The sequence below is a fragment of the Psychroserpens algicola genome (assembly GCF_014526325.1).
Taxonomy (GTDB): Bacteria; Bacteroidota; Bacteroidia; order Flavobacteriales; family Flavobacteriaceae; genus Psychroserpens; species Psychroserpens algicola.
In genome coordinates this window covers 107,633-133,382 of record NZ_JACNMJ010000009.1, presented here as the reverse complement: position 1 = coordinate 133,382, position 25,750 = coordinate 107,633, and the positions used below count along the sequence as shown (strand labels likewise).

The window sequence follows — 25,750 nt, the reverse complement described above, 5'->3', positions numbered from 1 at the left end:
ACTTTAAGAGCGACTGCCGAAAGCCTGACCCTTGGGTAACGCCATACTTACTTTAAACATTTAAAATAGTCGAAAGGTTCCTGGCAATCGTCGCACTGAAATTGTGCTTTGCATGCTGTTGAACCAAACTGACTGACGAGTCGCGTGTTTTGTGAACCACAATGGGTACACTTTACGATTCGTTTACCGTTTAACAACACCTCTTTATCTGCTTCGGCGTCTAAAGGTGCTGCTATACCGTAATCTTCTAATGCTTTTCGCCCTCTTGGAGTGATCCAATCGGTTGTCCAAGCCGGATGCAAAATCAAATCAATTTCAGATTCATAACCTGCATCTTTTAGTGCTTTTTTTATATCATCGCCTATCACATCCATTGCTGGGCAACCACTGTAGGTTGGTGTGATTTCGACTTTAACTTTATTATTTATAATCACAGCAGAACGAACAACTCCCATATCCATAATAGATAATACTGGAATTTCTGGATCTGAAACCTGTTCCAGAATTGGAATTAAGATGTTGTCTATATTTTGTTCTGTTGTTGTCATAACTTAAAATGAGATTCTGAAACACGTTCAGAATGACGTCTCAAAGATTAATTACCATTCCATATTTGGATAAGTGCGTTGCATGTATTGCAAGTCGCTTAATAAATATCCTAAATGCTCTGTATGAATACCTTCTTTACCTCCTTTTTGGAACCATTTCGATTCGGGAATTTCGAGATTTGCTTCTTTTAGAAGCTCATTTACCTGTTTATAATACTTCTCTTTTAATTGAGTTACATCGACGCCAACGCCTTCTGCAACCATGGCTTTATCGGCTTCGGTTTGGTGAAATAATTCGTCTGTATAAGTCCACAAATCGTCGATAGCTGCTTGCATTTTCTGGTTACTTTCTTCGGTACCATCACCGAGACGCTTTACCCAATCTGAAGAAAAACGTTCATGGTAACTCACTTCCTTTATACATTTATTAGCAATGGCAGACAGGGTCAGGTCATTACTTTTTTGTAATTCTGCAAGGAATGCTAAATGATAAACATCAAATAAAAATTGGCGTCCGATCGTATAGGCGAAATCCGTATTAGGTTGTTCTACCAGCAATACATTTTTGTACTCGCGTTCTTTACGAAGCATGGCAATATCATCTTCGGTTCTATCATCTCCTGCAATTTTGGCTGCATACTGGTAATAGCTGCGCACTTGCCCAAATAGATCTAAAGAAATATTGGTGCAAGCGATGTCTGTTTCTAAAGTTGGTCCATGTCCACAGAGTTCACCCATGCGCTGACCAAGGATGAGGCTGTTATCGGCTATTCCGAGGATGTAGTTGTATAAGTTTTCGTTTTTCATATTTAATCTTTAAATAATGAGATTCTGAAACACGTTCAAAATGACGTTAGCATTACATATGTTTTACTTCATCTGGTAAATCATAAAATGTTGGGTGACGATACACTTTATCCTGAGCAGGCTCAAACAATTCGCCATTATTTTCTGGATTGGACGCGGTAATGTGTTTGGATTCTACAACCCAAATACTCACACCTTCATTACGTCTTGTATACACATCTCTTGCATTTTCGAGAGCCATATCAGCATCTGCAGCATGAAGGCTACCAAAATGACGGTGTTCTAATCCGTTTTTACTTCTGACGAAGATTTCCCAAAGTGGCCAGTTTTTTTTATTTGACATGATGTTTATTGTTATTCCTATTTAATAGGAGTCTGATTTATTATTATTTTTTCTTAATGAGATACTGAAACAAGTTCAGTATGACGTCTCTTGAACTAAACGGCTTGTTTTTCTTTGCGTTCTTGTTTCTTTTCGGCGTGAGCCATAGCGGCATCACGAACCCATTCGCCACGTTCCCATGCGCCTACTCTGGCTTTCATTCGTTCTTTGTTGCAAGGTCCATGACCTTTAACGACTTGCCAGAACTCATCCCAATCAATTTCGCCAAAATCGTAGCTTTGACGTTCTTCATTCCATTTTAAATCGGGATCAGGAATTGTGAGTCCGATTAAATCCGCTTGGGGAACCGTTTGATCTATAAATTGCTGACGTAAGTCATCGTTTGATTTACGTTTCAATTTCCATTTCATAGATTGTTCTGTATGTACCGACACATCATCTGTAGGACCTAACATCATTAAACTTGGCCACCACCAACGATTGAGAGCGTCTTGAGCCATTTCCTTTTGCTCAGGAGTTCCGTTGGCTAATTTCATCATGATTTCATAGCCTTGACGTTGGTGAAAACTTTCTTCTTTACACACACGAATCATAGCTCTAGCATAAGGGCCATAAGAAGTGTTACAAAGCGGCACCTGATTGATAATCGCAGCACCATCAACCAACCAGCCAATAGCTCCCATATCGGCCCAAGTAATGGTTGGGTAATTAAAAATGGATGAGTACTTGGCTTTTCCTGAGTGTAATTGTTCGTAAAGTTCGTCTCTGGACACACCTAAGGTTTCGGTGGCGGAATACAGATAGAGTCCGTGACCAGCTTCATCCTGCACTTTTGCAAGCAAAGCGACTTTACGTCTTAAGGAAGGTGCTCTAGTAATCCAGTTGCCTTCGGGTAGCATTCCAACAATTTCAGAATGCGCATGCTGTGACATTTGTCGGATATGGGTTTTACGATACTTTTCGGGCATCCAGTCTTTAGGTTCGATTTTTTCGTCCCTTGCAATTCGTTCTTCAAATTGCTTTTCTAGATTTTTGATTTGTTCTTCACTCATTTTTTTAGCTTTTAGCTATTGGCGTTTGCCTTTAGCGTGTTGAACTTTTAGTTTTCTTTTTCAATATATTTTAAGGTTCCACTCAATTGTAGAACCAGTTCTTTTTATAAATAATGTGATTCTGAAATCAAAGATTCATGAATACCTTAATTTACAATAGATATTTATGAATAAACAAGTTCAGAATGACGTCTTAGTTTTTTTTAAGGTTCAAAGGTTAGTTTATAACAAACCATAATAGATTCTTGTTTTTTTTATTCTTATAATGTGATTCTGAAACGAGTTCAGAATGACGTTCTTAACAAACACGTTTACACATCAAAATCGACCACCACTTTATCTGATGTTGGTACAGCCTGACAGCTCAATACCAGATTCTGACTCACTTCTTTATCATCTAAAGCATAATTGATTTTCATTTCGACAGCACCTTCTTTCACTTCACATTTACAAGTGCTACACACACCTCCTTTACACGCAAAAGGCAAATCGGCTCCAGCGCCTAAAGCTGCATCAAGAATATTGTCGTATTCTTTGGTCATGGTGAACACAAATTCTTTTCCGCCATCTACAATCGTAACTTCAATACCTTCGACATTTTGTTGCGCCAGACGTTCGGCACGTTTGATATCCTCTTCTGACAATCCGGTAACAAATAATTCAAAATGTACCAATTGTTTTGGGAGTCCAGCATTTATTAAATACTCACTTACATAATTGACCATTTGTTCTGGTCCGCAAAGAAACACTTCGCTGGTATCGGGAATATCGATAAATGTTTTGGTGAGGACTTTCATTTTTTCATCATCAAAACGTCCATTAAACAGTTCGATATCACGACGTTCTTTGGTTAGGAAATAATAGATTTCCAGTCGTCCGAAATAGGTGTTTCTAAGTTGTTCCAGTTCTTCTTTAAAGATAATGGATTTTGCTGTTTTATTGACATAAAACAATTTGCATGTCGAATTGGGCTCAGCTTTAAGATGCGCTTTTATCATTGACAAAACAGGTGTAATCCCACTTCCAGCAGCAAAAAACAAGTAATTTTTTGACGACTCAGGTTTCACCTCAACACCAAAAGTTCCGCTAGGTGTCATGACCTCAAGTTGATCTCCAGCTTTTAATGTATCGTTGATGTACGTTGAAAACTTTCCGCCTGGAATTAATTTTACGGCAACTTTCCATTGATTTTCAGATGGACTAGAACACAAAGAATATGAACGACGCACATCTTCGCCATTTATATCGGCTTTAAGAGTAAGATGTTGCCCTTGTCTGAATTTAAAGGTTTCTTGTAATTCAGATGGAATATCGAAAGTTACTACTGAGGTATCTTCAGTTTCTTTGTAAATATCTGCAATTGTTACATTGTGAAATTCTGCCATAACTTGTACTTAAAACAACAAACTAACAATTGTTAGTTTCGTTTACAAATTTACAAAATTATTTGATAACTATTTGTTAATTCCTTCAATGAGAACTTCACTTAAATTATCAGCCAAATCGTTTGACTTAAGATCTTCTTTTTTGGGAATCCACAAATACAATGAACGTAAAGTGGTTAGCATAGAGAACATGATGATTTCGGGATTACTATCTTTAATTTCTAAGGAAGAAACACCCTCTTTTATGATGTTAAGAAAATTAGCCTCGTAGTCATTCCGAAGTTGAAGATAGTAGTTCAATTGATCTTCAAGATGCATCCAGTCATTATTTAAAGATGCCATCCCATTAGTGTTGTTTGCTGTAATATTCACATGAAGTGTGACGACGCTTTTGAGTTTGGAAATACTCGAATCCTGAGACTGGATAATTGTTTCCATGCCGTTTGTAAACTCTTCAGCAATAGAAATGATAATTGCTTTTAGGATGTCTTGTTTAGAATTGATATGATTGTACAGACTTGCGGCTTTAATTCCCATAGCTGTTGCCAGGTCGCGCATAGTAACAGCGCTATACCCTTTTTCTTTAAAGAGTTTTGCTGCGGTATTTATGATTTCGTCTTTACGTGTTTCCTGTTTCAAAAACTAAGTATTGTAATTCTTCGTAAATTTAAACAAAAAAGACACTATGGGATTTTTAAGTTTCATATTTGGGGCGAAAAAGCGTCAGGTAGAGCAATATATTGAAAATGGAGCCATTATTTTAGATGTAAGATCACAGCGTGAATGGGATCAAGGTCATGTTGAAGGTTCGGTTCACATTCCTTTAAATGAGTTAAATAATCGTGTTGGGGAAGTTAAAGCGCTTAACAAACCTATTATTGCTTGTTGTGAAAGTGGTGTCCGTTCAGCAAAGGCTGCAAAGTTTTTAAACCTCAATAATATAGACGCCATTAATGGTGGTGGTTGGGTAAGCGTCAAGCACAAACTATAATTTTAGCGACTGCAGTTCTTCGGAAGACTCAATAGGGTTTTGGTTATATTCTAGTGTCCAGCCCATAGAGTTGGTCAGAATATAAAATTTAGCAAGCTCACTAATGAGTCGGTTTTGGGCATTTGATTTTAAATCGGAAGCCTCAATTTTTTTCATGAGTGATTTGTTGACGGTTTCTTTGATGGCGTTATAATCTTTGGCTTCAAACTGATTGAGAAAATCGGCTTGAATATCGTAGTATTCAAAATCTGGATTGATTTTAATTTCTTCCTTTGGAATACTTATAATACGAAGTGTTTTGTTGAGTTCGTCAATTTCATATTCTATTAAGCTTAAGTCGTATCCGATAGTAACATCGGCATTCACGATAACAATAGCTTGCTTTTTAGCTTCAATTAAATCTGCAAAAACAGCCTTAGAATTTTTATAGGTAAAAACTTCACTAAAATGGCCTTCGGTAACGACCAGTTTACCAACATTTTTAATCTGTTCTCTGATGAGTGCTGTGTTTTCCTGAAGGGTGATTTTATCTTCTTTTTGATCACCACAATATTTAAATGTGAAGAGTATAATTAATGTTACAACAACTCCAAATAGTATTTTTCGCATGTGTTAATATACATAAAAAAAACATTAGTTTTCTTCGACAGAGAAGCCTAACTAATGTTATTTAGATTGAATTGACAGCAGGTCAAATATAGTCGATTTCATCTGCTACTATATTACCTAAGCTTTAACCAATGATTAAATAATTACTTTTGTTTTAATTCTAATTTTTCAGCAAAGTAATCGCAAAAATCTTTCATTGTCGCTGTCATTTTTTCATCTTGAGTTGCTCTATGAAAGGTATTGCTCATTTCGACAAGGGTTTGATGAAAAAACTGTTTCATCTCATCGACAGGCATATCTTTTGTCCATAAATCGATACGCAACGTTTCTTTGGCTTTTGCATCCCAAACGGCAAGCATCATCGCTTTAGCTTCTTCATTTGAAATTCCGCCATCTGCGGCTGTCCAATGCAATTTTTCGGGAACTCTGTTTTCATCAAGCTCTACGTTTAATTCTATTTTTGAAGTATGTGTATTTGCCATTATTTTGGTGGTTTATAATTAGATTTATTAAATATATCAACAGCGTCAGTTTGCAACATTTCTTTGAGAGACGTATCATTATTTTCCATATAAGCTCTCACAATTTGCCATCCTATATATTGTCCGAGTCGCCCAGGAGTTTGACTGTCTAATTCTAGATAAAACTTAGAAAACGGAGCGTCAGCAATAAATCGTGCCGGCAAACTGCTATCAGTATCGTAGAGCATTTCATTTTCTACAAACTCAGTCCAGATCATTGCTTCATTCGCTTTCGCAAATTCTAATTGTTCTGGTCTATAGCCAATCTTTTCAGCATCTGTTTTAAATGGAATCATAACATCTTTAAAGTACAGTTGTTTTCCGAAGTAAATCATCTCATCTAAAAGCGTCTTTTTTTGAAGTTGAAAAATTTGTTGTTCACTATACGCTTTGGCCATATCCACAACAATTTGTGAAGGCGTCATATTATCTGCTAAATACCTTTGAATACCCGAATAAATCTCATGATCGCTCCCTAAATAATTATCAATTGCAATCAAAACAATGGTATCGGTTACGATTAATTTTTCTCTGTAGTTTACAAAATTTGTCAGCGTGATGATTCTTGGCTCCTTAAAGGTTTTATCATAATATTTTAAATGCTGAAAGAGGCTACGAATCTCATGAGTTTCTTGTTTGAAATCACCAAATTTTTCATGAGTAGCGGTATTGAGATGTATCTGATTAGTATCACGCATACGTTCTATCCAGAAATCATCAGGAATATTTCTAGAAAATAAAAACGGAAAAGCGTTTTTTAATTCTGATAAATCTTCAGGTTTTGCATTAGCGAACGCTCTATCAAAACGTTCTACTGTGACATTGGTTTCTATTTTAGAAATTTCAGCTTCAATTTTATCGTCGTCTTTACAACTATAAAGGGACATAAACAAAAGGCTGAAAATTATGATTTTTTTCATAGGTTTATTTACAAAAACTTAATCGTACTAAATTTTTATTACTAACGTGTTTAGGTTATTTTTGTTACGCAAAGGTACTACATTAGATAAAAAAACTCATTAAAAATGCAAACAGAAAAAGTTGTTGATTATATTGTAAACTGGCTTAAAGATTATGCGACCAACGCAGGCGTAAATGGATTTGTTATTGGTATTTCAGGCGGAATTGATTCTGCAGTAACCTCAACATTATGTGCAAAAACAGGTTTAGACTTGCTTTGTATAGAGATGCCAATTCATCAGGCTGCCAGCCATGTAAGTAGAGCTCAGGAACATATTACTCAATTAAAACAACGATTTTCTAATGTTAAAGACACGCGTGTTGATCTGACTCCAGTTTTTGAAGAATTCAAAACAGAAGTTTCACTAGAAGGCAAACAAGCCACTGTAGATATGGCTTTAGCAAACACCAGAGCTCGGTTACGTATGACCACTTTATATTATCATGCTGGATTACTTGGTCTTTTAGTTGCTGGAACCGGAAATAAAGTTGAAGATTTTGGGGTTGGATTTTATACCAAGTATGGTGATGGTGGTGTAGATTTGAGTCCGATTGCTGATTTGATGAAATCAGAAGTTTATGCTATAGGTGATTATTTAAATGTTCCAGAATCTATTATGAAAGCCGCACCAAGTGACGGACTTTTTGGTGATGCTCGTAGCGATGAAGATCAAATTGGTGCTTCTTACCCAGAATTAGAATGGGCTATGCAAATGAAAGATGAGGGTAAAACAGATGCTGATTTTGATGGACGCCAAAAGGAAGTGTTTCAAATATTTATGAGGTATAATCGCTCAAATACACACAAAATGATTCCGATTCCAGTTTGCGAAATTCCTAAAGATTTAAAATAATTGTTGAGTTTATCACTATAAAAAATCGATTATGTTGATTTTTTTACTAATTTTGCATTGCAAATCTCCACATTCTTGAACTTATTAAGTAAGTTCTGGCACTCTATATACTAACTAACCAATTAAAAATGTATTATGATTAAGGTATTAGTCGTTGACAATCATCCTATCGTAACTACTGGCTTTCAACTATTGTTTGAAAACCACGAATCTATTAATGTCGTGGGAACTGTTGGCAGCGGAGTGGAAATTTTCGAGTTTGTAAGACGGCATGACGTAGATATTATTATTTCTGAAATTGAACTTCCGGAACTTAATGGAATCACTGCACTAAGAGCTATCAAAAAGGAGCATAGCCACATTAACATCATCATGTTTAGCTATCATCCTGAAGAAATTTATGCGATTAGCACGATCAAAGCAGGAGCTTCGGGTTATGTTTCGAAATCGGAACCTATAGATGTAATCATTAAAGCAATTAATGCGGCACACAATGGTGATATTTATTTAAGCAATAAGATGTCTAAGCATCTTAACTACAATGACACTAAAAATTCTAAAAGCAGAATTTATAAACGTTTGTCCACTCGTGAAGTCGAGGTTTTAAAATTGTTATCTTCTGGGAAAAAGAATAAAGAAATAGCAATCGAACTTAATATAAACGAAAAAACGGTTAGCACATATAAAGCGAGACTATTCAAAAAGTTGAATGTCAACAATCTTATCGACCTTGTCAATCAAGGAAAACAATTAGATTTAACTTAAACTTTTCCACCGATAACTTTTCCCAGTTTTCGTGACAAGAGCATTTTTAAACCTAAATAATCTTTCACATCTTCAAGGATACTTCTGGAGTTTACCTCTTCTTTAAGTGTTTCACTCTGGTATTCAGCTACTTTTTTATCAATTAAATAGCATCTTAAAGTTAAGATTGTTTGTGTGACTAACTGTGAGATTGTATGTTTCTTTTCTTTCGGAATGATATGATTTCGTTCCCAATCATGCAAATTATAACGTTCATCATTCATTAAAATTGTTGTGACATTATTAGCCAAATCCTGATCTAATTTATTAACCAAATTTTTTGTTGAAAATTCTGGTTCCTGATGTAAAGTATCTATTATGGTATAGTACAATGCTTTGAAATTTGGATTAGAAAACTGCATTTCATCCTCTTGCAAATCGAGGTATATTTTTTCAAATACTTTAGCGTTGTGTATCACAGGTTCTAATTGTAATTCGCCATCTTCAGTTTCTTTTAAAACCAAGTCTTCAAAGTCTTCAGTTTCTGTCCCATAAAGCAATAAGATTTCTATAATTTTTCGCTCTAATTCGTATTGCAAATCTACTTTAGGTGCTTTAGGCTCAGGCTTTACAACATCAAAGGCTTTTTGTTGTGTTTTATAGGTTTTAGAAGCTTCTTTTATATCTTTCTTATTAATCTGGGCAAGTGTTGAAAACAGAACCTCTTCGCTTATGTCCATGATGCGAGAACACTCCTGAATATACACTTCCTTTTTAATTTGATCAGGAATTTTAGAAATACTATTAACTATTTCTCTAATCGTTTCTGCTTTTTTTATAGGATCATTATTAGCCTCTTTAATTAATAACGAGGCTTTAAACTGTATAAAATCTTTAGAGTTTTCGTTGAGATAAGTCGTTAATTCTTCAAGAGTATTTTGTTTAGCAAAACTATCGGGATCTTCGCCTTCAGGGAAACCACAAACCTTAACATTCATGCCTTGCTCCAGAATCAAATCAATGCCTCGAAGTGATGCTCTTACACCAGCTGCATCACCATCAAAAAGCACAGTAATATTATTTGTTAACCTATTTACAAGTCGGATTTGCTCTGGAGTTAAAGCTGTACCTGAGGAAGCGACAACATTTTTAATTCCGGTTTGAAAAAACTGAATTACGTCGGTATATCCTTCAACCAGATAGCAGTTATCTTCCTTAGCAATAGACTGTTTCGCATGATAAATTCCGTAGAGAATTTTGCTTTTATGATAGACCTCACTTTCGGGAGAGTTTAAGTATTTGGCTGCTTTTTTATCTGAGGTTAAAATTCGTCCTCCAAATCCTAAAATTCGTCCGCTCATACTATGAATCGGAAACATGACACGACCTTTAAATCGATCGAACTTTTTTTCTGGTTTAACAATGGTCAGCCCTGTTTTTTCAAGAAATTCTAACTGGTAGCCCTGTTTTAATGCTTCATCTGTAAACGCCTGCCACTCATCTAAGGAATATCCTAAATTAAATTGTTTTATCGTCTCATTGGTGAATCCACGCTCTTTAAAATAACTTAGACCTATTGCCTGCCCTTGATCCGTTTTAAACATGATACGCTCGAAGTAATCTTTAGCAAACTCATTGACTAGATACAAACTTTCGCGTTCATTAGCTTCAGCTTTTTGCTCATTAGTTTGTTCGGTTTCTTCAATCTCAATATTGTACTTTTTTGCCAGATATTTTATAGCTTCAGGATAAGTAAAATGCTCATGTTCCATTAAAAATGTCACAGCATTACCACCTTTCCCACTAGAAAAATCTTTCCATATCTGTTTTACAGGCGACACCATAAAACTCGGAGAGCGTTCATCACTAAACGGACTTAATCCTTTAAAATTACTTCCTGCTTTTTTTAATTGCACAAAATCACCAATAACCTCCTCAACACGAGCGGTTTCAAATACTTGTTCTATAGTAGATTTTGATATCAAAACGATTAATAAATTAATTTGAAGATGCTAAAAGCGCTACAAATTTAAGGATATTAAACTTATCGTATTATTTTAAATTAATAAACATATAAAAGATAGTAAATGATATAATTAAACAGAATTTCAAAGTCAACTTATTTTGTTTACATTTATGATTCAAAAAAAATGAAAATGAAAAACCCAATGCTACTAAGACTATGCTTTGTGCTTAGTTTAATTTGTTTTGCTTGTAACAATGATGATGATATTTCTACACTTGAAGAAGAGGAAGAAGAAGTTATCCTTACAGATAATATTGAAATATATGTTGCCAATTTAATTGATGACAGTTATACATTTGCCATTGAAAATGGTGGAACAGCCTCCTATCTAATCGATAAAGCTGGTAACAAGATTAAAGAATGGTCCTTTGATACCAGTCTTGGAAATGATTTAGAATTATTACCTGACGGAAAGTTATTAGGGATTTTTAAATCCAGTAGTCCTGCGTTTTCGTTTGGTGGTTATGGTGGTATTGTTAGAATTATAAACAGTGATGGTTCTGTGGACTGGGAATTTGAATATGCTGACGAGAACCATATTTCGCATCATGATGTCGAACTTTTACCAAATGGAAATGTTTTGTTTATTGTCTGGGAAAAAATAGACGCTGATGAAGCACAAGCCAATGGCGTTAATACTGTGGGACCAATTTACCCTGAAGCCTTAGTAGAAGTTAACCCCTTAACAGATGAAATTGTATGGGAATGGCACAGTTTTGATCATATCATACAAGATCAGGATGACACCGCATTACACTTTGGAAATGTGAGTGCTAATCCGCAATTAATCGATATTAACTACGATGTTATTGATAATGGTGATATTATGCATGCCAATGGAATCGATTATGATGCCGAAAAAGACATCATTTATTTAAGTGTCAATTATTACAGTGAAATCTGGGTAATAGACCATAGTACTACAACGGCAGAAGCAGCAACTAACTCAGGTGGTAATTATAACAAAGGTGGCAATTTACTTTATAGGTTTGGAAATCCTTCAGCATATAAAAATACAGAAGGCACTCGCTTATTTTTTAATAATCACTTCCCTAATTTACTTGAAGATGGTGAGCCTGGTGAAGGCAATGTTCTAGTGTATATGAACGGGGCAGATTCAGGCCAGTCGGTAGTTTACGAACTCAGTATGCCTGAAAACTATAATCTTACACCAAACACAAATAATGAGCCTGGTATTGTTTGGAGTTATACAGATGCAGATTTATTTCACGGTAGAATTTCTGGTGCAGTTAGATTAAAAAACGGAAACACCTTGATTACCGAAGGCGATTATGGGTTCTGGGAAGTTACAACAGATGGAGAAATTGCATGGAAATACAATGGCAATGGAACAAATTTCTGGCGTAGTTATGCCTATGACATCGACGACCAAGAAATCATAGATTTGAATTTAGAATAAATAGTCTCATTTAAAACAATAAAAAATCCGATGCCTTAGTGGAGACATCGGATTTTTTATTGATATATTTTAATTAATCTAAATCAAACCTGAATCCCATAGATAAATTATGTTGATCAAATGATTGATCTTTAAACATCGGGCTTAAATCATACTTAACATATAATCCAAGTCCGCCATAACCTACATAGCCACTTAAGCCATACACAAAAGGAGAAGCATTGTAGTTGCGTCTGATTTTTTGTTTCACACGATCTCCACCTTCTTCAAATCTGAGTTTTTGCTGTGTTCCAATATTAAAACCGGCATATCCTCCAATACCCACTTTAAAATGATCTGAAGTACTGTATCTAAAATAATCTTTTCGCTCAATTTTTTTTGATGGCCCAAATTCAAAGTGAATAGGCACAACGAGATTTGTAATTCTAAACTCCGACTCTTTTAATTCGCTAGGAAATACCTCTAAAGTTGTTGTATTTCCGTTTTGAACAAAATACTTGTCATTTTTTGGTGTTAATTTATTCCATTGAAATGAAAAACCATATTTTAAACGTACTGTATTAGACTCCTTAAATACTCTGGTTTTCCATGCCCATCCTAATTCTACAAAACCAGACGTTAAAAACGTGTAGTTATCTCCTATTTTTTGATCGTCTCCGATGGCATTATTAAATCCTATTGCAAAAACGAGATCACTTGTTGTACGTTTATCGTATTTTTTAGGCTTGTTTCTAGGACTAATGCTTATTCCAGTAAATTTTCCAAAGCTAATTCCAAAATTCACCGATTCTTCCAGACCATCATTATATTCGGCTTCATTACGTTTTAATAATTCAATTTTATTATCGATTATCGCTATTCGATTTTCAATATTTAAAGCGCGTTTTTTAGCGGCTTCTTTTTTAAGTTTATCTGCTTCAGACTCGGTAATTTCTCCCTTATCCAGACGTTGATTGATAAACTCAACTTCCTGCTTTAAAAATTCACGCTCTTCATCTTGAATGGTCTGTTTTAAATTTTTCAGAGCCTCAATTTTATAATGACTGTGTTCGCTAGGAATTGAATCCTTAATTTGATTGTCTTGTGCATTCACATTAGTACCAATTAAGCATAAGGTGAGTAGCACTACATACTTAGTAATAGTGTTCATAATGTTTGTTTTTTAATTGATGATTATTTAATTATTACGCTCGGCTACTGCAGTTTTAACCGTTTTGTAACTAGATTTTAAAGTTTCAAATACACGAGTTCTGAACGATTGTTCGAGGTCATCTTCAACGTCTTGAAGTAAGGCATCGGCATCAACCGTTCGGGTTGTCTCATTATATATACGTTGTCTTAAAATTTCTTTTTCAGCTTGCTTTAGAAGATTTTCAATTTCGGCATCGGTCACTGTTCCATTTTCTACTTCAATGCTTTTAATACGCTCAACAACTTCGATCGCTTTCGCTTCTTCAAAAGTTAGTTCATTTATAGATACTGGTTCTTTTACAGTTTCAACGGGAACATTGGCAACAATTCCTGTATTATGTGTTTTTATAGTAGTAATCGATTGATTTGTGTGTTTATCTTCGGAAACATTAGCCACATGCTTATTCTGAGCTGACGATTCTTTTTGAGGTATCATATATCTTTGGTTCACCTCCATATCGATTTGTTTTGAATCTGCCGTTATCACAACATCGTTTTCTGAAGTATGAGTCATTGGCTCTTGTTGTTTTACTTTAACTGGTGTTTCAACAACTTGAGGTATTATTGTTTGGTCTTCCGATGATTTAAAAAATAAAGTCGTCACTACTAATACTCCTACGATACTTGCTGCAATTCCAAAATAAAAGTACATGCTGCGCTTTTGTTTTTTGCTTTCAGTATTGAGTTGTGAAGAAAGTGTATCCCAAGCAGCATCAGAAGGCTGTATTGTACGTGTTTCTAATTTATCTTTTATCTTATTTTCAAATTTAACTGGTGCCATAACTTGTGGTATTTATGTCCGTAATTTTTTTCTGAAGCATTTGTCGTGCTTTAAATAATTGCGATTTTGAAGTTCCTAAAGATATATTCAAAGCTTCTGCTATTTCCTGATGTTTATAGCCTTCAATCGCGTACATGACAAATACCAGTTTATATCCCTCAGGAAGCTCATCTATGAGTTGTTGAATTTGAGCAACTTCCATTTGAGAATCGATATTATTATACTGCTCTTGATGAATGAGTTCATCTTCAACCGAAAATTCTATTGTTTTTACTTGTCTTAAAAATGATATTGATTCTCTTACCATTATACGCCTTAACCAGCCTTCAAAAGAGCCTTCATTTTTAAAATTTTTAAGGTGTGTAAATGCTTTAAAAAATCCTTTCAACATCACAGACTCTGCATTTTGCATGTCTTTGATATAATAACGACATACACTTAGCATTTTTGGTGCATGAATCTCAAACAATGTATGTTGAGCATCGCGCTTGCCTTTTGCTGCTTTTTTTATAAGCGTCGTATTATTCTTATGATGTAGTTGAATAACTTTCAAAATAGCTTTCGTTTGGTCTTCTATTTATAAAGACGCCATATATATACTAATGGTTGCCTGGAGATAAAAAAAATTATTTTTTTCTATCAATAACGTAATTTACCATTAATTCTAATGACCTCCTATATGTAGAATCAGGGTACGTATTTAATAAGTCTAAGGCTTCTTTTTGATATGCTTTCATTTTTCCGATTGCGTAATCCAAGCCGTTATTGGTTTTTACGAAATTAATAACCTCTTTGACTCTTTTTTTATCTTTATTATGGTTTTTAATTGAATTGATTAACCACGACTTTTCTTTTTTAGAACACGAATTAAGCACATGAATTAAAGGCAATGTCATTTTTTGTTCTTTAATATCAATTCCGGTAGGCTTTCCAATGGCTTCCTCTCCATAATCGAAGAGATCATCTTTAATTTGAAATGCCATACCTATAAGCTCACCAAATTTACGCATGACTTCAACGTGATCTGAATTAGGCTTTACTGAAGCGGCACCTAAACTACAGCATGCCGCAATAAGGGTTGCTGTTTTTTGCCTTATGATATCATAATATATATCTTCGGTAATATCCAGCTGTCTTGCTTTTTCTATTTGGAGTAATTCTCCTTCGCTCATTTCACGAACTGCAACAGATATAATTTTAAGCAAATCAAAATCATTATTATCAATAGAAAGCAGCAAGCCTTTAGACAAAAGAAAATCTCCAATTAGTACAGCAATTTTATTTTTCCAAAGGGCATTAATAGAAAAGAAACCGCGTCTTCGGTTACTATCATCAACCACATCATCGTGTACTAAAGTTGCGGTATGAATTAATTCTATAACAGAAGCTCCTCTGTAAGTGCGTTCACTCACCTGACCATTATCGATCATTTTGGCTACCAGAAACACAAACATTGGTCGCATTTGTTTTCCTTTACGATTAACAATATAATGTGTTATACGATTTAACAAAGCCACCTTACTAGACATAGAGAGTCTGAACTTTTGTTCAAAAAGTTCCATCTCATAGGCAATAGGTTGTTTTATCTGTTCGGTAACTTTCAAGGATACTTAGTTTTTCTCATATATTTTACAAAATTACTAATTAAGTCTCTAACACTTTAGGTTGCTATTAATAAATCCTTAAATCTGGAAGCTTTAACTTTTTGCCTTACGTTTTTTTTGTATATTTAATCTTCAATTAATTTAAAATCCGAACTTTATGAAAAAAATTACTTTATTACTTTTAATATTAACTGCTTCGTTTTCTTTTGGCCAAGTGCTGAGTGAAGACTTTGACGCGGGTCTAACCATTCCTGCAGGATGGACTAACAACGAATTATCCCTTAGTGGAGAAGTGTGGATTATAGAAAATACCGGAGAGGCTATTGGCTACAACGATCCAAACTCAATCTATTATGACGATGGATTACTAACTAATAATTATGCTGTATTTGACAGTGATGGTTATGGTGGTGGAACCTCTGCAGAAAATACAGCTTTAGAAAGCCCTGTATTTGATGCTACAACTATTTCTGGACCAGTTCAATTATCTTTTAACCACTTTTTTACTGCTGGATATGGTGGTTTTGGTTATGTAGAAGTTTATGATGGTACGAGTTGGATTGAAGTTGCTTCGTATACAGGAGCCTCTCAAACAGATTCTTCATTTGGGCTTGTTGAAATCGATGTTACAACAGAACTAGCAGCTGCTACTAATGCTCAAGTTAGATTTAGATGGGTAGGAGATTACTCATGGGGATGGGCCGTAGATAATGTTGTTGTTGATGAAGGTCCTTCTTGTTTGGTACCAACAGATTTTACTGCTGGAGCAGTTACTACAACTAGTTTTGAAGTGACTTGGACAGACACAAATACAGGAACACCTAACTGGGAAATTGAATGGGGAGCAACTGGCTTTACTCAAGGTGGAGGAACATCGGTTACTGGTTTAACTACTCCTGCATATACATTCCCTGGACTTTCTCCTGACACAACATATGATTTCTACATCAGAACAAACTGTGATGGTGGCTTTGGAGATAGCGAATGGGTTGGACCTATTGCGTTTACTACAGCGTTTGACTGCTCTACACTTGGAATACCTTATGCTGAAGACTGGTCTAATCAAAACTTATACTTCTCTTGTTATACAAATGAAGATTCTAATGCAGACATGCTCGCTTGGACATTTAATACCGTTAATGATTTAGATGGCGATGGTACTGAAGATACAATTGTTAATATATTCCCACAAGCAGCTAACGTTGCTAAAGATGACTGGTTATTTACACCAGCGTTTAGCGGTGTTAATAATACTGAATATACTATAACTGTAGTTTATAATAGTGTTGATTTTAATAATGTAGCAAATGAATCATTTGATTTAGTGATCACAGATGCAGCATCATCTACAGCTACTAACCAAACTGTTATTGGTTCTTACTCAGGAATTACACAGTCAGGTGTGTTTGGAGACACTATGGGTAATGATTTAATCACACAAGCGTATACAAGTACTGAAACTTATACACCTATAGCAGATGGCGATTTCCATGTTGGTATACATGCAAATACTACAGCATTAAACAGTGATGTATTCTTTATTTTAAGTATTGAAGTTACTGCTGCATTAAGTGTAGACGAATTTGATAGTGATAACTTTAAATATGCTTACAACAAAACTACTGAGCAATTAACACTTGAATCGTCTAATTTACCTTTTGACAGTATAGAATTATACAGTATTCTTGGTCAAAATGTGATTACACGTGAGTTATCGCAAACGAATGAAACGGTTAATATGTCAAGCTTAACCGATGGTGTTTACCTTGCTAAGATTACTATAAACGGTAACAGCAAAACCGTCAAGGTTTTAAAACAGTAAATCACAACATACATTAACAAAAAAAGCGACCAAATGGTCGCTTTTTTTATGTCTTATTGGCGAGCTGCCCACAAGCAGCATCTATATCTTTTCCTCTAGATCGGCGTACAGTAACTGTAATATTTTCTGCTTCCAGCATTTTAACATACATATCAATTGCTTTTGAATTTGCCTGTTGAAATTCGCCGTCATCGATAGGGTTATATTCAATTAAATTCACCTTACTAGGCGCAAATTTGCAAAACTGAATAAGCGCTTCCACATCCTTTTTGGTATCGTTAATACCATCCCAAACGACGTACTCATAAGTGATTCTATTTTTTGTTTTAGCGTACCAATATTCTAAAGCTTCTCTTAAATCTTTTAACGGAAAAGTGGCATTAAAAGGCATAATCGACGTTCGAATCTCATCTATTGCAGAATGCAGAGATACTGCAAGTTTAAATTTCACCTCATCATCTGCCATTTTCTTGATCATCTTTGGTACACCTGACGTTGATACAACGATACGTTTTGGTGACATGGCCAAACCATCAGGCGCTGTAATTTTATCGATGGCTTTAAGCACATTATTATAATTCATAAGTGGTTCACCCATACCCATAAATACAATATTGCTAAGCGGTCGGTCATGATACAATCTACTTTCTTTATCAATAGCGACGACCTGATCATAAATTTCGTCTGGATTGAGATTTCGCATGCGCTTTAATCGTGCAGTGGCACAAAATCGGCAATCTAAACTGCAACCAACCTGACTTGACACACACGCTGTGGTTCTATTTTTTGCAGGAATTAAAACCGACTCTACTATGAGTCCGTCATGTAAACGCACTGCATTTTTAATCGTGCCATCGGCACTCTTTTGCATTTGATCGACTTTGATATGATTGATTACAAAATGATCTTGAAGTTTTTGTCGCGTCTCTTTTGAAATATTGGTCATATCCTCAAAATCATGCGCACCTTTACTCCATAACCATTCGTAGACCTGATTACCTCGGAATGCTTTATCGCCTTCATTCACAAAAAAGTCTCTTAACTGTTCCTTGCTGAGTGCTCGTATGTCCTTCTTTTTAATTTCCATTGGTGTATTACATTCCTTTTGCAAAAGTAATGAAAGGATTAGCGAAATATCATATTCGCTATATTATTTTACAACAGACCTTGTTGCATTAGTGATTGCAACGGCATCCTTTTGTGCATTTTTAATGTGCAAAAGATATAGTGGAAAGCACGACCCTTTAGGGTAATGCCCAAAATAAAAAAAGCCCTATTTAAACAATAAGGCTTTCGTATTTTTCTTGTATCGCATTAGATAATTAACATCGCATCACCATACGTGTAGAAGCGGTATTTTTCTTTAACGGCTTCTTCGTAAGCTTTTTTCATGAAATCGTGACCAGCAAAAGCAGAGACCATCATCAACAATGTTGATTTTGGCGTATGGAAATTTGTGATCATACTATTAGCAATACTGAACTCGTAAGGTGGAAAAATAAATTTATTAGTCCATCCCGAAAATTCGTTTAATGTACCACTTGAGGACACCGAACTTTCGATAGCACGCATAGCAGTTGTACCAACTGCGCACACACGTTTTTTATTAGCGATACCTTTATTGATAATATTCACGGCAGGCTCATTAATAAAGATTTCTTCGCTATCCATTTTATGCTTTGATAAATCTTCAACTTCGACAGGGTTGAAAGTTCCTAAGCCAACATGTAAGGTCACTTCTGGCAATTGAACTCCTTTAATTTCTAAACGCTTAAGTAAGTGTCTTGAAAAGTGTAAACCTGCTGTTGGCGCTGCTACAGCACCTTCATTTTTTGCAAAAATTGTCTGGTAACGCTCTTCATCTTCAGGCTCTACATCTCTTTTGATGTATTTAGGAAGTGGCGTTTCACCGAGTTCGGTTAATTTTCTACGGAACTCTCCATAAGAACCATCGTATAAGAAACGTAATGTTCGTCCTCTTGATGTTGTATTGTCAATTACTTCAGCCACTAAGGTTTCATCGTCTCCAAAGTAAAGTTTGTTTCCAATTCTAATTTTACGAGCAGGATCAACTAATACATCCCAAAGGCGTTGTTCTTCATTAAGTTCTCTTAATAAAAACACTTCTATTCTAGCACCTGTTTTTTCTTTATTTCCGTAAAGACGTGCTGGAAATACTTTGGTATTATTTAAAATCATTACATCATCTTCTTCAAAATAATCGATAACGTCTTTAAATAATTTGTGTTCGATAGTTTGATTTGCTCTATCCAAAACCATTAGTCTTGATTCATCTCTGATGTCTGCTGGATGTTCGGCTAATAATTCTTCTGGAAGGTCAAAATTGAAGTGTGATAATTTCATTTGTTATTTTTTTGAATTTTAATTTATGTGGCAACATTTGCCGCTTAAGCAATTGGGTTAATACCTACAAATTGCTATCGCTCATTTTCTTGTATGAGTTTTGAAGTGGCAAATATACAATCTCAAGATAGGCGTTGTCAAGTAAAACGCAGTATTTATTTAGAAAATTTAAAACCAAGTGCTTTTAAATCATCCCAAAAGGTAGGATACGATTTAGAAACCACCATGTGATCTTCAATATTTAGACTCGTTCTTAAAGCGATTGGCGCAAAGGCCATTGCCATTCTATGATCATTATATGTGCAAATAGAAATATCATCGTTTATGATAGATGTTGCATATAATGTTAACGTATCATTTGTTATATCAACTTTAGCTCCCAGTTTTTGAAGTTCGTTTTGGAGAGCTACCAGGCGATCGGTTTCTTTTATTTTCAGGGTATGTAATCCTGTTAGATGACACTTAACACCTAATCCCAAACAAGTAACTGCAATAGTTTGAGCAATATCTGGCGAATTATTAAGCTGAAATTCAAGTGACTCGCTGGTAACATCTTCTATTTTTTTGAGAACAATAGAGTTTGTATCAAACTTAGTTTGCACACCAAAGGCTTTATATATTTCGACCAATACCGAATCGCCTTGCAACGAATTTTGTTTATAAGACGATAGTTCTATTTGTGTACCAATCGGACTTAAGGCTACGATACTAAAAAAGTAAGATGCAGAAGACCAATCGGATTCTACCGTTAAATGCTTAGTTTTAAGTCCGTTTATTTTAGGATTGACTCTAATGACCTGATTTTTAAATGACGTTTCAACACCAATTTGATTTAACAAATCGAGGGTCATATTAATGTAAGGAATGGAAGTTATTTTTCCATCTAAGGTTAATTCTAGACCATTTTCTAAACGTGGTGCGATAAGAAGTAATGCTGAAATATACTGACTACTTACATTGGCTTTTAAGGTCACTTTATGCTTTGACAGTGTTTTTCCTTTAATTCGTAAAGGTGGACAACCATGGGTTTCCTCGTAAGTAATGTGTGCTCCTAATTGATTTAAAGCATCAACTAAAATCTCAATAGGGCGTTCTTTCATTCGGTCTGAACCTGTAAGTAACACATCGCGACCATCTCGACTGGCAAAATAGGCCGTAAGAAATCGCATGGCAGTTCCGGCGTGATGAATATCGATTTCAACTGACGACGAAGATAATGCCTTAGACATGACCATACTATCATCTGAGTTAGATACATTATCAATCGCTAATTCGGGATACAAGGCCTGCAAGAGTAGTAATCGATTTGATTCACTCTTAGAACCAGTAATCGTAATTTTTGAGTGCTTTTGTATTGAGGATTTGTGAAGTTGTAATGTCATAAAAATTCCTGATAAAGCGGGATTAGATTATTTTAATTTATCATTATTATGATGCCTATCGTGGTCCCGTTTAGTTTTTTTATCCAGTTTTTTATCGAAAGCACTTTGTAAATCTATACCTGTTTGATTTGCCAAACACAAAACTACAAAAACGACATCAGCCAGTTCTTCTCCCAGGTCTTTATTTTTATCGCTTTCTTTTTCGCTTTGTTCGCCATAGCGCCTTGCAATTATACGAGCGACTTCACCTACCTCTTCTGTAAGTTGGGCCATATTGGTAAGCTCATTAAAATATCTCACTCCATGAGTTTTAATCCATGAATCGACCTCTAGTTGTGCATTTTTAATATCCATATCATATCTTTTTTAAGACTATTTTTTCAGATTGCTTTTCAATCACTTTGGAATAAAACTCTTTAAATGTTTCATAGTCTTGCGCTAAGATAATTGATGTTTTCATATTAAGCGATACCGTTAACTGTAAAAAGCTCCCGTTTTGTTGTATCAAATACGTAAAGTCACCAGCATCATTGAATTGTATCATTTTATTTTCTGGTATTGTCTCAATACTATAACCTTCGGGTAACTTAACATTAATCATATACTTATCTAAAAATGGATACGTTAAATCTATAGGGAATTTTCTTTTTTCCAATTTAAACGGATTATCTTCGGAAGCAAAGAACAGTAATGGTGAAAAATATAAATAATCACCAATTTCTTCAATACCATCCTCTAATGTATAATCATAAGTTAACTTGAATGGCTTTGTACAATCTTTATTGTTTTCGATTTCAACACCAATAACTTCTAATTCTCCATGGTCACTTTCTATACTTTTGATTAATTCATCTCGGTTTAGGTTTGCATATCTATTTCTATAACTCATTGCGACATAATCTGTTTTTTGTTGACGCACTTTACCTTCTAAGGTGAGATCTGAATTAATTTTTACATTCAAGGATGTAATATCTTTTGACTGCATTTTTGGTGTTAAATCAATCCAAGCGGAGCTTCCGTTATCGCGTACCACTCGCCCTTGCCAATTTAGCACACGCGTTGGCAATACGTTGAATGTACTATAATCTTCAGTAGCATCTAAAAGGACATTAAAATCCTCACTTTCAATCATACAAATCACATAATTAAAACCTTGTCGTGTCGGAAATAGTGGTATCCCATTATTTTTAGTACTTACCAAAACAGGATTCGCTCTTAAACCAGCATAACGAAGCATGGAAACAAGCATCAGATTTATATCTCCAACATTTCCTACGCCATCCTTATAAGCCTTACGAACTCCAGTCCCACTGGTATATCCATAATAATCATTCCACTTTATTTTAGATTTAACGTAGTCAAAAATCAAAGAAGCTTTTTGTTTCGGATCTGTTACACCTGAAATTATAGCATCAACATCTTCTTTAAAATATGAAGATTTATTAAGCTGCTCTCCAAAATATGGGTGTTTATATATACCTTGTGTAACTTTATCCCAGCCAGTAGAAAAGTATTGCAGTTTACTATTAGGGAACTTAGTCATGCTTAATTCCATAATTAATTTAGCTGCAAAATTATTGAGATTAGATACAAAAGGCTCATCTATAAGCGCTGGTACATCTTTTAGGTTTGCCGAAACTATGTCAATACCATTTGCCCCCGAAAATTCAATTTGAGGCTGATAAACTGCTCTAGGATTCAGCAGTTTATTGTAAAGATAATATGCTGGTGTGATAATTTTTAATTCGAATACTTTAATCGGAATTGGGTATTGCAAATAAATATCATCAATTTGCATATAAGGCGAAATAATTTCATAATTAAATTCTATGATACTACCTACTTTTACATTAGGCATGGTAAAGGATTTAAGCCTCCAGTATTCATTAGCGACTTCATCAAAAACACCATCACTTTTAAGCTTGTCTTTGACCAACTCATTGTTTTCAATATTATAGGTATAGCCCTTTAAAAATTGAACCTTCTCTTTACTCCCTGAAAATCTTTTATATAATCTAATTTGTTGTGTGGCCCAATCTAAACCATCTTTGCTAAGAATTTTAATACGTTGCTGTACTTCGATAATCAAACAACGACCTTTACCTGATCGTATCTCACTAGAAATATGATGTTTTCTGTACAACATAACAGCACCTAAAGCAGAGTCATTAGAATCTGCTGATTGCAGTAACTCTTCTTTCGATACTTTTCCAAATTTATAGTCTTGACTATAAATAGAGCATGACAAAAAGATCAACAATAATGTAAGGCAGGTTTTCACTTCTTGAATTTTAAAATAGAAATAGCATTAAGGACTGTAGCCTTTTTAAAGTTCTTAAACCAAAATAAGTATACAACCTTTTACTGTTAAATTTTACACCTAATTTAGTTATTATCATATCTTTTTTAAGACTATTTTTTCAGATTGCTTTTCAATCACTTTGGAATAAAACCCTTTAAATGTTTCGTAGTCTTGCGCTAGGATAATTGATGTTTTCATATTGAGCGATACGGTTAACTGTAAAAAGCTTCCATTTTGTTTTGCCAAATAGGTAAAATCACCAGCATCATTAAATTGAATCTTTTCACTTTGCGGTAATGATTCTATAGCATATCCTTCTGGAATCATAATATTTATCATGTATTTATCTGAAAACGGATAGGTTAAATCTATAGGGAAGTTTCTTGTTTCCTGTTTAAACGGATTTTCTTCAGAAGCAAAAAACAACATTGGTGAGAAGTATAAATTCTCTCCTATTTCCTCAATACCATCAGCTAAATTATAGTCATAGGTCAATTTTAAAGGTTTTGTATAATCTTTATTGTTTTCAATTTCAATATCCATTATTTCAAGCTCACCATTGTTACGCTCTATACTTTTGATATGCTCATCGGTACTCAAATTGGCATATCTGTTTCTGTAGTTCATCGCTACATAATCTGTTTTTTGCTGACGCACTTTACCTTCGATAGTTAAGTCTGGATTAATTTTTACGTTTAGCGATGTTACATCTGTAGATAACGATGAAGGCGATAGATTGATCCATGCCGAACTTCCATTTTCACGAATCACTCGCCCTTGCCAATTTAGCACACGAGTTGGCAACACGTTGTATGTACTATAATCTTCGGTAGCATCTAAAAGGACATTAAACCCTTCGTTTTCAATCATACAAATCACATAATCAAATCCTTGTCGTGTTGGAAATAGTGGAATCCCATTATTTTTAGTACTAACCAATACAGGGTTTGCTCTTAAGCCAGCATAACGTAACATTGAAATGAGCATCAAGTTGATATCTGCTACATTTCCTACGCCATCCTTATAAGCTTTACGTGCTCCATTTTCGCTGGTATAGCCGTAAAAATCATTCCAGTTAATTTTCGATTTCACATAATTAAATATCAAAAATGATTTCTCGATAGGGTCAGTTACTCCAGCCAAAATAGCATCTACATCATCTTTATAATAGGATGATTTATCTAATTGATCTCCGAAGTCTGGATTTTGGTAAATACGTTCTGTTACTTTATCCCAAGACGTCGAATAGTATTCCAGATTAGACCTTGGCATTCTAGTCATACTCAATTCCATTATAAGCTTGGACTTATAATTATCAATATTATTTACAAAAGGTTCATCTTTAAGTGCTGGAACATCTTTAAGATCGGCTGATATTACATCTAAAGAATACGAAAATGGTATGGTCACATTAGACGACGATACATCTAGCTTTGGAATATAGGATGCTCTAGGGTTAAGCAGTTTATTATATACAAAATATTCTGGTGTGCTCACTTTTAGTTCAAATACTTTAGTAGGAATTGAGGTTTGTATATCTATCTCATCAATTTGTATAAATGGTGATAAAATTTCATAGGTAAATTCGACAATGCTTCCCACTTTTACATTTGGCATTGTGAAGGATTTATACCTCCAGTATTTATTAGCTTCTTCATCAAAAACACCATCATTTTTAAGTTTATCTTTTGTAACATCACCATCTACCAAGTTAAACGTGTATCCTTTTAAACTCTGAAATCGCTCACTACTGGCATTAGATCTATTATAGAGTCTTACCTTATTTGTAGCCCATTTTAATCCCTCTTTATTTAAAATTTTAATACGCTGATGCACTTCTACTTTTTGCATAAAACCACCATTGTTTTCACGATATTCAAAATCTACACGGTGTTTTCTATACAACATTATGGCTCCAATTGTAGAGTCATTAGAATCAAATGTTTGAGCTAATTCCTCTTCGGATACTTTTCCAAATTTATAATTCTGGCTTTGTATGGAAAATGAAATTAAAAGCAGTAATACGGTAAATTGTGTTTTCATG

Annotated in this window: 25 protein-coding genes; 5 read left to right on the top strand and 20 right to left on the bottom strand. The window is 34.7% G+C overall.

The window, feature by feature from the left end; all coding sequences use genetic code 11:
• Positions 1 to 47: 47 nt before the first annotated feature.
• From paaD to H7350_RS16290, 6 genes are all read right to left on the bottom strand, one after another.
• A complete protein-coding gene (gene paaD / locus H7350_RS16315) occupies positions 48 to 548 on the bottom strand; it encodes a 1,2-phenylacetyl-CoA epoxidase subunit PaaD (RefSeq protein WP_204346991.1) in 501 nt (166 codons plus the stop codon).
• A gap of 51 nt (positions 549 to 599) precedes the next feature.
• Positions 600 to 1,355 (bottom strand): 1,2-phenylacetyl-CoA epoxidase subunit PaaC, encoded by a 756-nt coding sequence (gene paaC / locus H7350_RS16310; protein ID WP_204346990.1) that lies wholly within the window; start codon positions 1,353 to 1,355, stop codon positions 600 to 602.
• A gap of 52 nt (positions 1,356 to 1,407) precedes the next feature.
• On the bottom strand, positions 1,408 to 1,698 hold the full coding sequence (gene paaB / locus H7350_RS16305; RefSeq protein WP_204346989.1) for a 1,2-phenylacetyl-CoA epoxidase subunit PaaB: 291 nt from the start codon (positions 1,696 to 1,698) through the stop codon (positions 1,408 to 1,410).
• Positions 1,699 to 1,793: 95 nt separating this feature from the next.
• Complete coding sequence (paaA, locus tag H7350_RS16300) at positions 1,794 to 2,750, bottom strand: 1,2-phenylacetyl-CoA epoxidase subunit PaaA (protein ID WP_204346988.1); 957 nt, start codon at positions 2,748 to 2,750, stop codon at positions 1,794 to 1,796.
• Positions 2,751 to 3,061: 311 nt separating this feature from the next.
• The gene (locus tag H7350_RS16295) at positions 3,062 to 4,135 is read right to left on the bottom strand and encodes an FAD-binding oxidoreductase (protein ID WP_204346987.1); all 1,074 of its coding nucleotides are present in this window, start codon (positions 4,133 to 4,135) and stop codon (positions 3,062 to 3,064) included.
• Positions 4,136 to 4,204: 69 nt separating this feature from the next.
• Complete coding sequence (locus tag H7350_RS16290) at positions 4,205 to 4,774, bottom strand: TetR/AcrR family transcriptional regulator (RefSeq protein ID WP_204346986.1); 570 nt, start codon at positions 4,772 to 4,774, stop codon at positions 4,205 to 4,207.
• 46 nt (positions 4,775 to 4,820) lie between these two features.
• On the opposite strand from H7350_RS16290, the gene H7350_RS16285 reads away from it, so the two are divergent.
• Positions 4,821 to 5,126 carry a rhodanese-like domain-containing protein gene (locus tag H7350_RS16285; protein ID WP_204346985.1) on the top strand — a complete coding sequence of 102 codons (306 nt, stop codon included), beginning with the start codon at positions 4,821 to 4,823 and terminating at the stop codon, positions 5,124 to 5,126.
• Here H7350_RS16285 and H7350_RS16280 read toward each other — a convergent pair.
• From H7350_RS16280 to gldB, 3 genes are all read right to left on the bottom strand, one after another.
• The gene (locus H7350_RS16280) at positions 5,121 to 5,735 is read right to left on the bottom strand and encodes a DUF4230 domain-containing protein (RefSeq protein WP_204346984.1); all 615 of its coding nucleotides are present in this window, start codon (positions 5,733 to 5,735) and stop codon (positions 5,121 to 5,123) included. The two genes, H7350_RS16285 and H7350_RS16280, sit on opposite strands and share 6 nt — an antisense overlap.
• Positions 5,736 to 5,878: 143 nt before the next feature.
• Entirely contained in the window at positions 5,879 to 6,217 is a 339-nt protein-coding gene (gldC, locus tag H7350_RS16275; RefSeq protein WP_204346983.1) for a gliding motility protein GldC, read from the bottom strand.
• On the bottom strand, positions 6,217 to 7,176 hold the full coding sequence (gene gldB / locus H7350_RS16270) for a gliding motility lipoprotein GldB (protein ID WP_204346982.1): 960 nt from the start codon (positions 7,174 to 7,176) through the stop codon (positions 6,217 to 6,219). The genes gldC and gldB overlap by 1 nt, the downstream gene beginning before the upstream one ends.
• A gap of 105 nt (positions 7,177 to 7,281) precedes the next feature.
• On the opposite strand from gldB, the gene nadE reads away from it, so the two are divergent.
• Positions 7,282 to 8,070 carry an NAD(+) synthase gene (nadE, locus tag H7350_RS16265; RefSeq protein WP_204346981.1) on the top strand — a complete coding sequence of 263 codons (789 nt, stop codon included), beginning with the start codon at positions 7,282 to 7,284 and terminating at the stop codon, positions 8,068 to 8,070.
• 135 nt (positions 8,071 to 8,205) lie between these two features.
• The gene (locus tag H7350_RS16260) at positions 8,206 to 8,835 is read left to right on the top strand and encodes a response regulator (RefSeq protein ID WP_204346980.1); all 630 of its coding nucleotides are present in this window, start codon (positions 8,206 to 8,208) and stop codon (positions 8,833 to 8,835) included.
• Here H7350_RS16260 and dnaG read toward each other — a convergent pair.
• Positions 8,832 to 10,799, bottom strand: a complete 1,968-nt coding sequence (gene dnaG / locus H7350_RS16255) for a DNA primase (protein WP_204346979.1) — start codon at positions 10,797 to 10,799, stop codon at positions 8,832 to 8,834. The genes H7350_RS16260 and dnaG overlap by 4 nt on opposite strands.
• A gap of 171 nt (positions 10,800 to 10,970) precedes the next feature.
• Between dnaG and H7350_RS16250 the strand changes: the two genes are divergently transcribed.
• Positions 10,971 to 12,260, top strand: a complete 1,290-nt coding sequence (locus tag H7350_RS16250; protein ID WP_235989375.1) for an aryl-sulfate sulfotransferase — start codon at positions 10,971 to 10,973, stop codon at positions 12,258 to 12,260.
• 73 nt (positions 12,261 to 12,333) lie between these two features.
• Here the strand turns inward: H7350_RS16250 and H7350_RS16245 are convergent, their stop codons facing one another.
• From H7350_RS16245 to H7350_RS16230, 4 genes are all read right to left on the bottom strand, one after another.
• Positions 12,334 to 13,410 carry a hypothetical protein gene (locus H7350_RS16245; RefSeq protein ID WP_204346978.1) on the bottom strand — a complete coding sequence of 359 codons (1,077 nt, stop codon included), beginning with the start codon at positions 13,408 to 13,410 and terminating at the stop codon, positions 12,334 to 12,336.
• 27 nt (positions 13,411 to 13,437) lie between these two features.
• Positions 13,438 to 14,232, bottom strand: coding sequence for a hypothetical protein (locus tag H7350_RS16240; RefSeq protein WP_204346977.1), 795 nt, complete (start codon positions 14,230 to 14,232; stop codon positions 13,438 to 13,440).
• Positions 14,219 to 14,785, bottom strand: a complete 567-nt coding sequence (locus tag H7350_RS16235; RefSeq protein WP_204346976.1) for an RNA polymerase sigma factor — start codon at positions 14,783 to 14,785, stop codon at positions 14,219 to 14,221. Before H7350_RS16235 ends, H7350_RS16240 begins: the two co-directional genes overlap by 14 nt.
• A gap of 73 nt (positions 14,786 to 14,858) precedes the next feature.
• Positions 14,859 to 15,836 (bottom strand): polyprenyl synthetase family protein, encoded by a 978-nt coding sequence (locus tag H7350_RS16230; RefSeq protein WP_204346975.1) that lies wholly within the window; start codon positions 15,834 to 15,836, stop codon positions 14,859 to 14,861.
• 157 nt (positions 15,837 to 15,993) lie between these two features.
• Between H7350_RS16230 and H7350_RS16225 the strand changes: the two genes are divergently transcribed.
• On the top strand, positions 15,994 to 17,658 hold the full coding sequence (locus tag H7350_RS16225) for a T9SS type A sorting domain-containing protein (protein WP_204346974.1): 1,665 nt from the start codon (positions 15,994 to 15,996) through the stop codon (positions 17,656 to 17,658).
• A 46-nt stretch (positions 17,659 to 17,704) separates the two neighbouring features.
• Here the strand turns inward: H7350_RS16225 and rlmN are convergent, their stop codons facing one another.
• From rlmN to H7350_RS16195, 6 genes are all read right to left on the bottom strand, one after another.
• Positions 17,705 to 18,745, bottom strand: coding sequence for a dual-specificity RNA methyltransferase RlmN (gene rlmN, locus H7350_RS16220; RefSeq protein WP_204346973.1), 1,041 nt, complete (start codon positions 18,743 to 18,745; stop codon positions 17,705 to 17,707).
• 227 nt (positions 18,746 to 18,972) lie between these two features.
• A complete protein-coding gene (gene queA, locus H7350_RS16215; RefSeq protein WP_204346972.1) occupies positions 18,973 to 20,022 on the bottom strand; it encodes a tRNA preQ1(34) S-adenosylmethionine ribosyltransferase-isomerase QueA in 1,050 nt (349 codons plus the stop codon).
• 155 nt (positions 20,023 to 20,177) lie between these two features.
• Entirely contained in the window at positions 20,178 to 21,404 is a 1,227-nt protein-coding gene (locus H7350_RS16210) for a 3-phosphoshikimate 1-carboxyvinyltransferase (protein ID WP_204346971.1), read from the bottom strand.
• Positions 21,405 to 21,431: 27 nt separating this feature from the next.
• Positions 21,432 to 21,758 (bottom strand): nucleotide pyrophosphohydrolase, encoded by a 327-nt coding sequence (locus H7350_RS16205; protein WP_204346970.1) that lies wholly within the window; start codon positions 21,756 to 21,758, stop codon positions 21,432 to 21,434.
• A 1-nt stretch (position 21,759) separates the two neighbouring features.
• Positions 21,760 to 23,685, bottom strand: a complete 1,926-nt coding sequence (locus H7350_RS16200) for a DUF3857 domain-containing protein (RefSeq protein WP_204346969.1) — start codon at positions 23,683 to 23,685, stop codon at positions 21,760 to 21,762.
• A 114-nt stretch (positions 23,686 to 23,799) separates the two neighbouring features.
• Positions 23,800 to 25,749, bottom strand: a complete 1,950-nt coding sequence (locus H7350_RS16195) for a DUF3857 domain-containing protein (protein WP_204346968.1) — start codon at positions 25,747 to 25,749, stop codon at positions 23,800 to 23,802.
• Position 25,750: the final 1 nt, after the last annotated feature.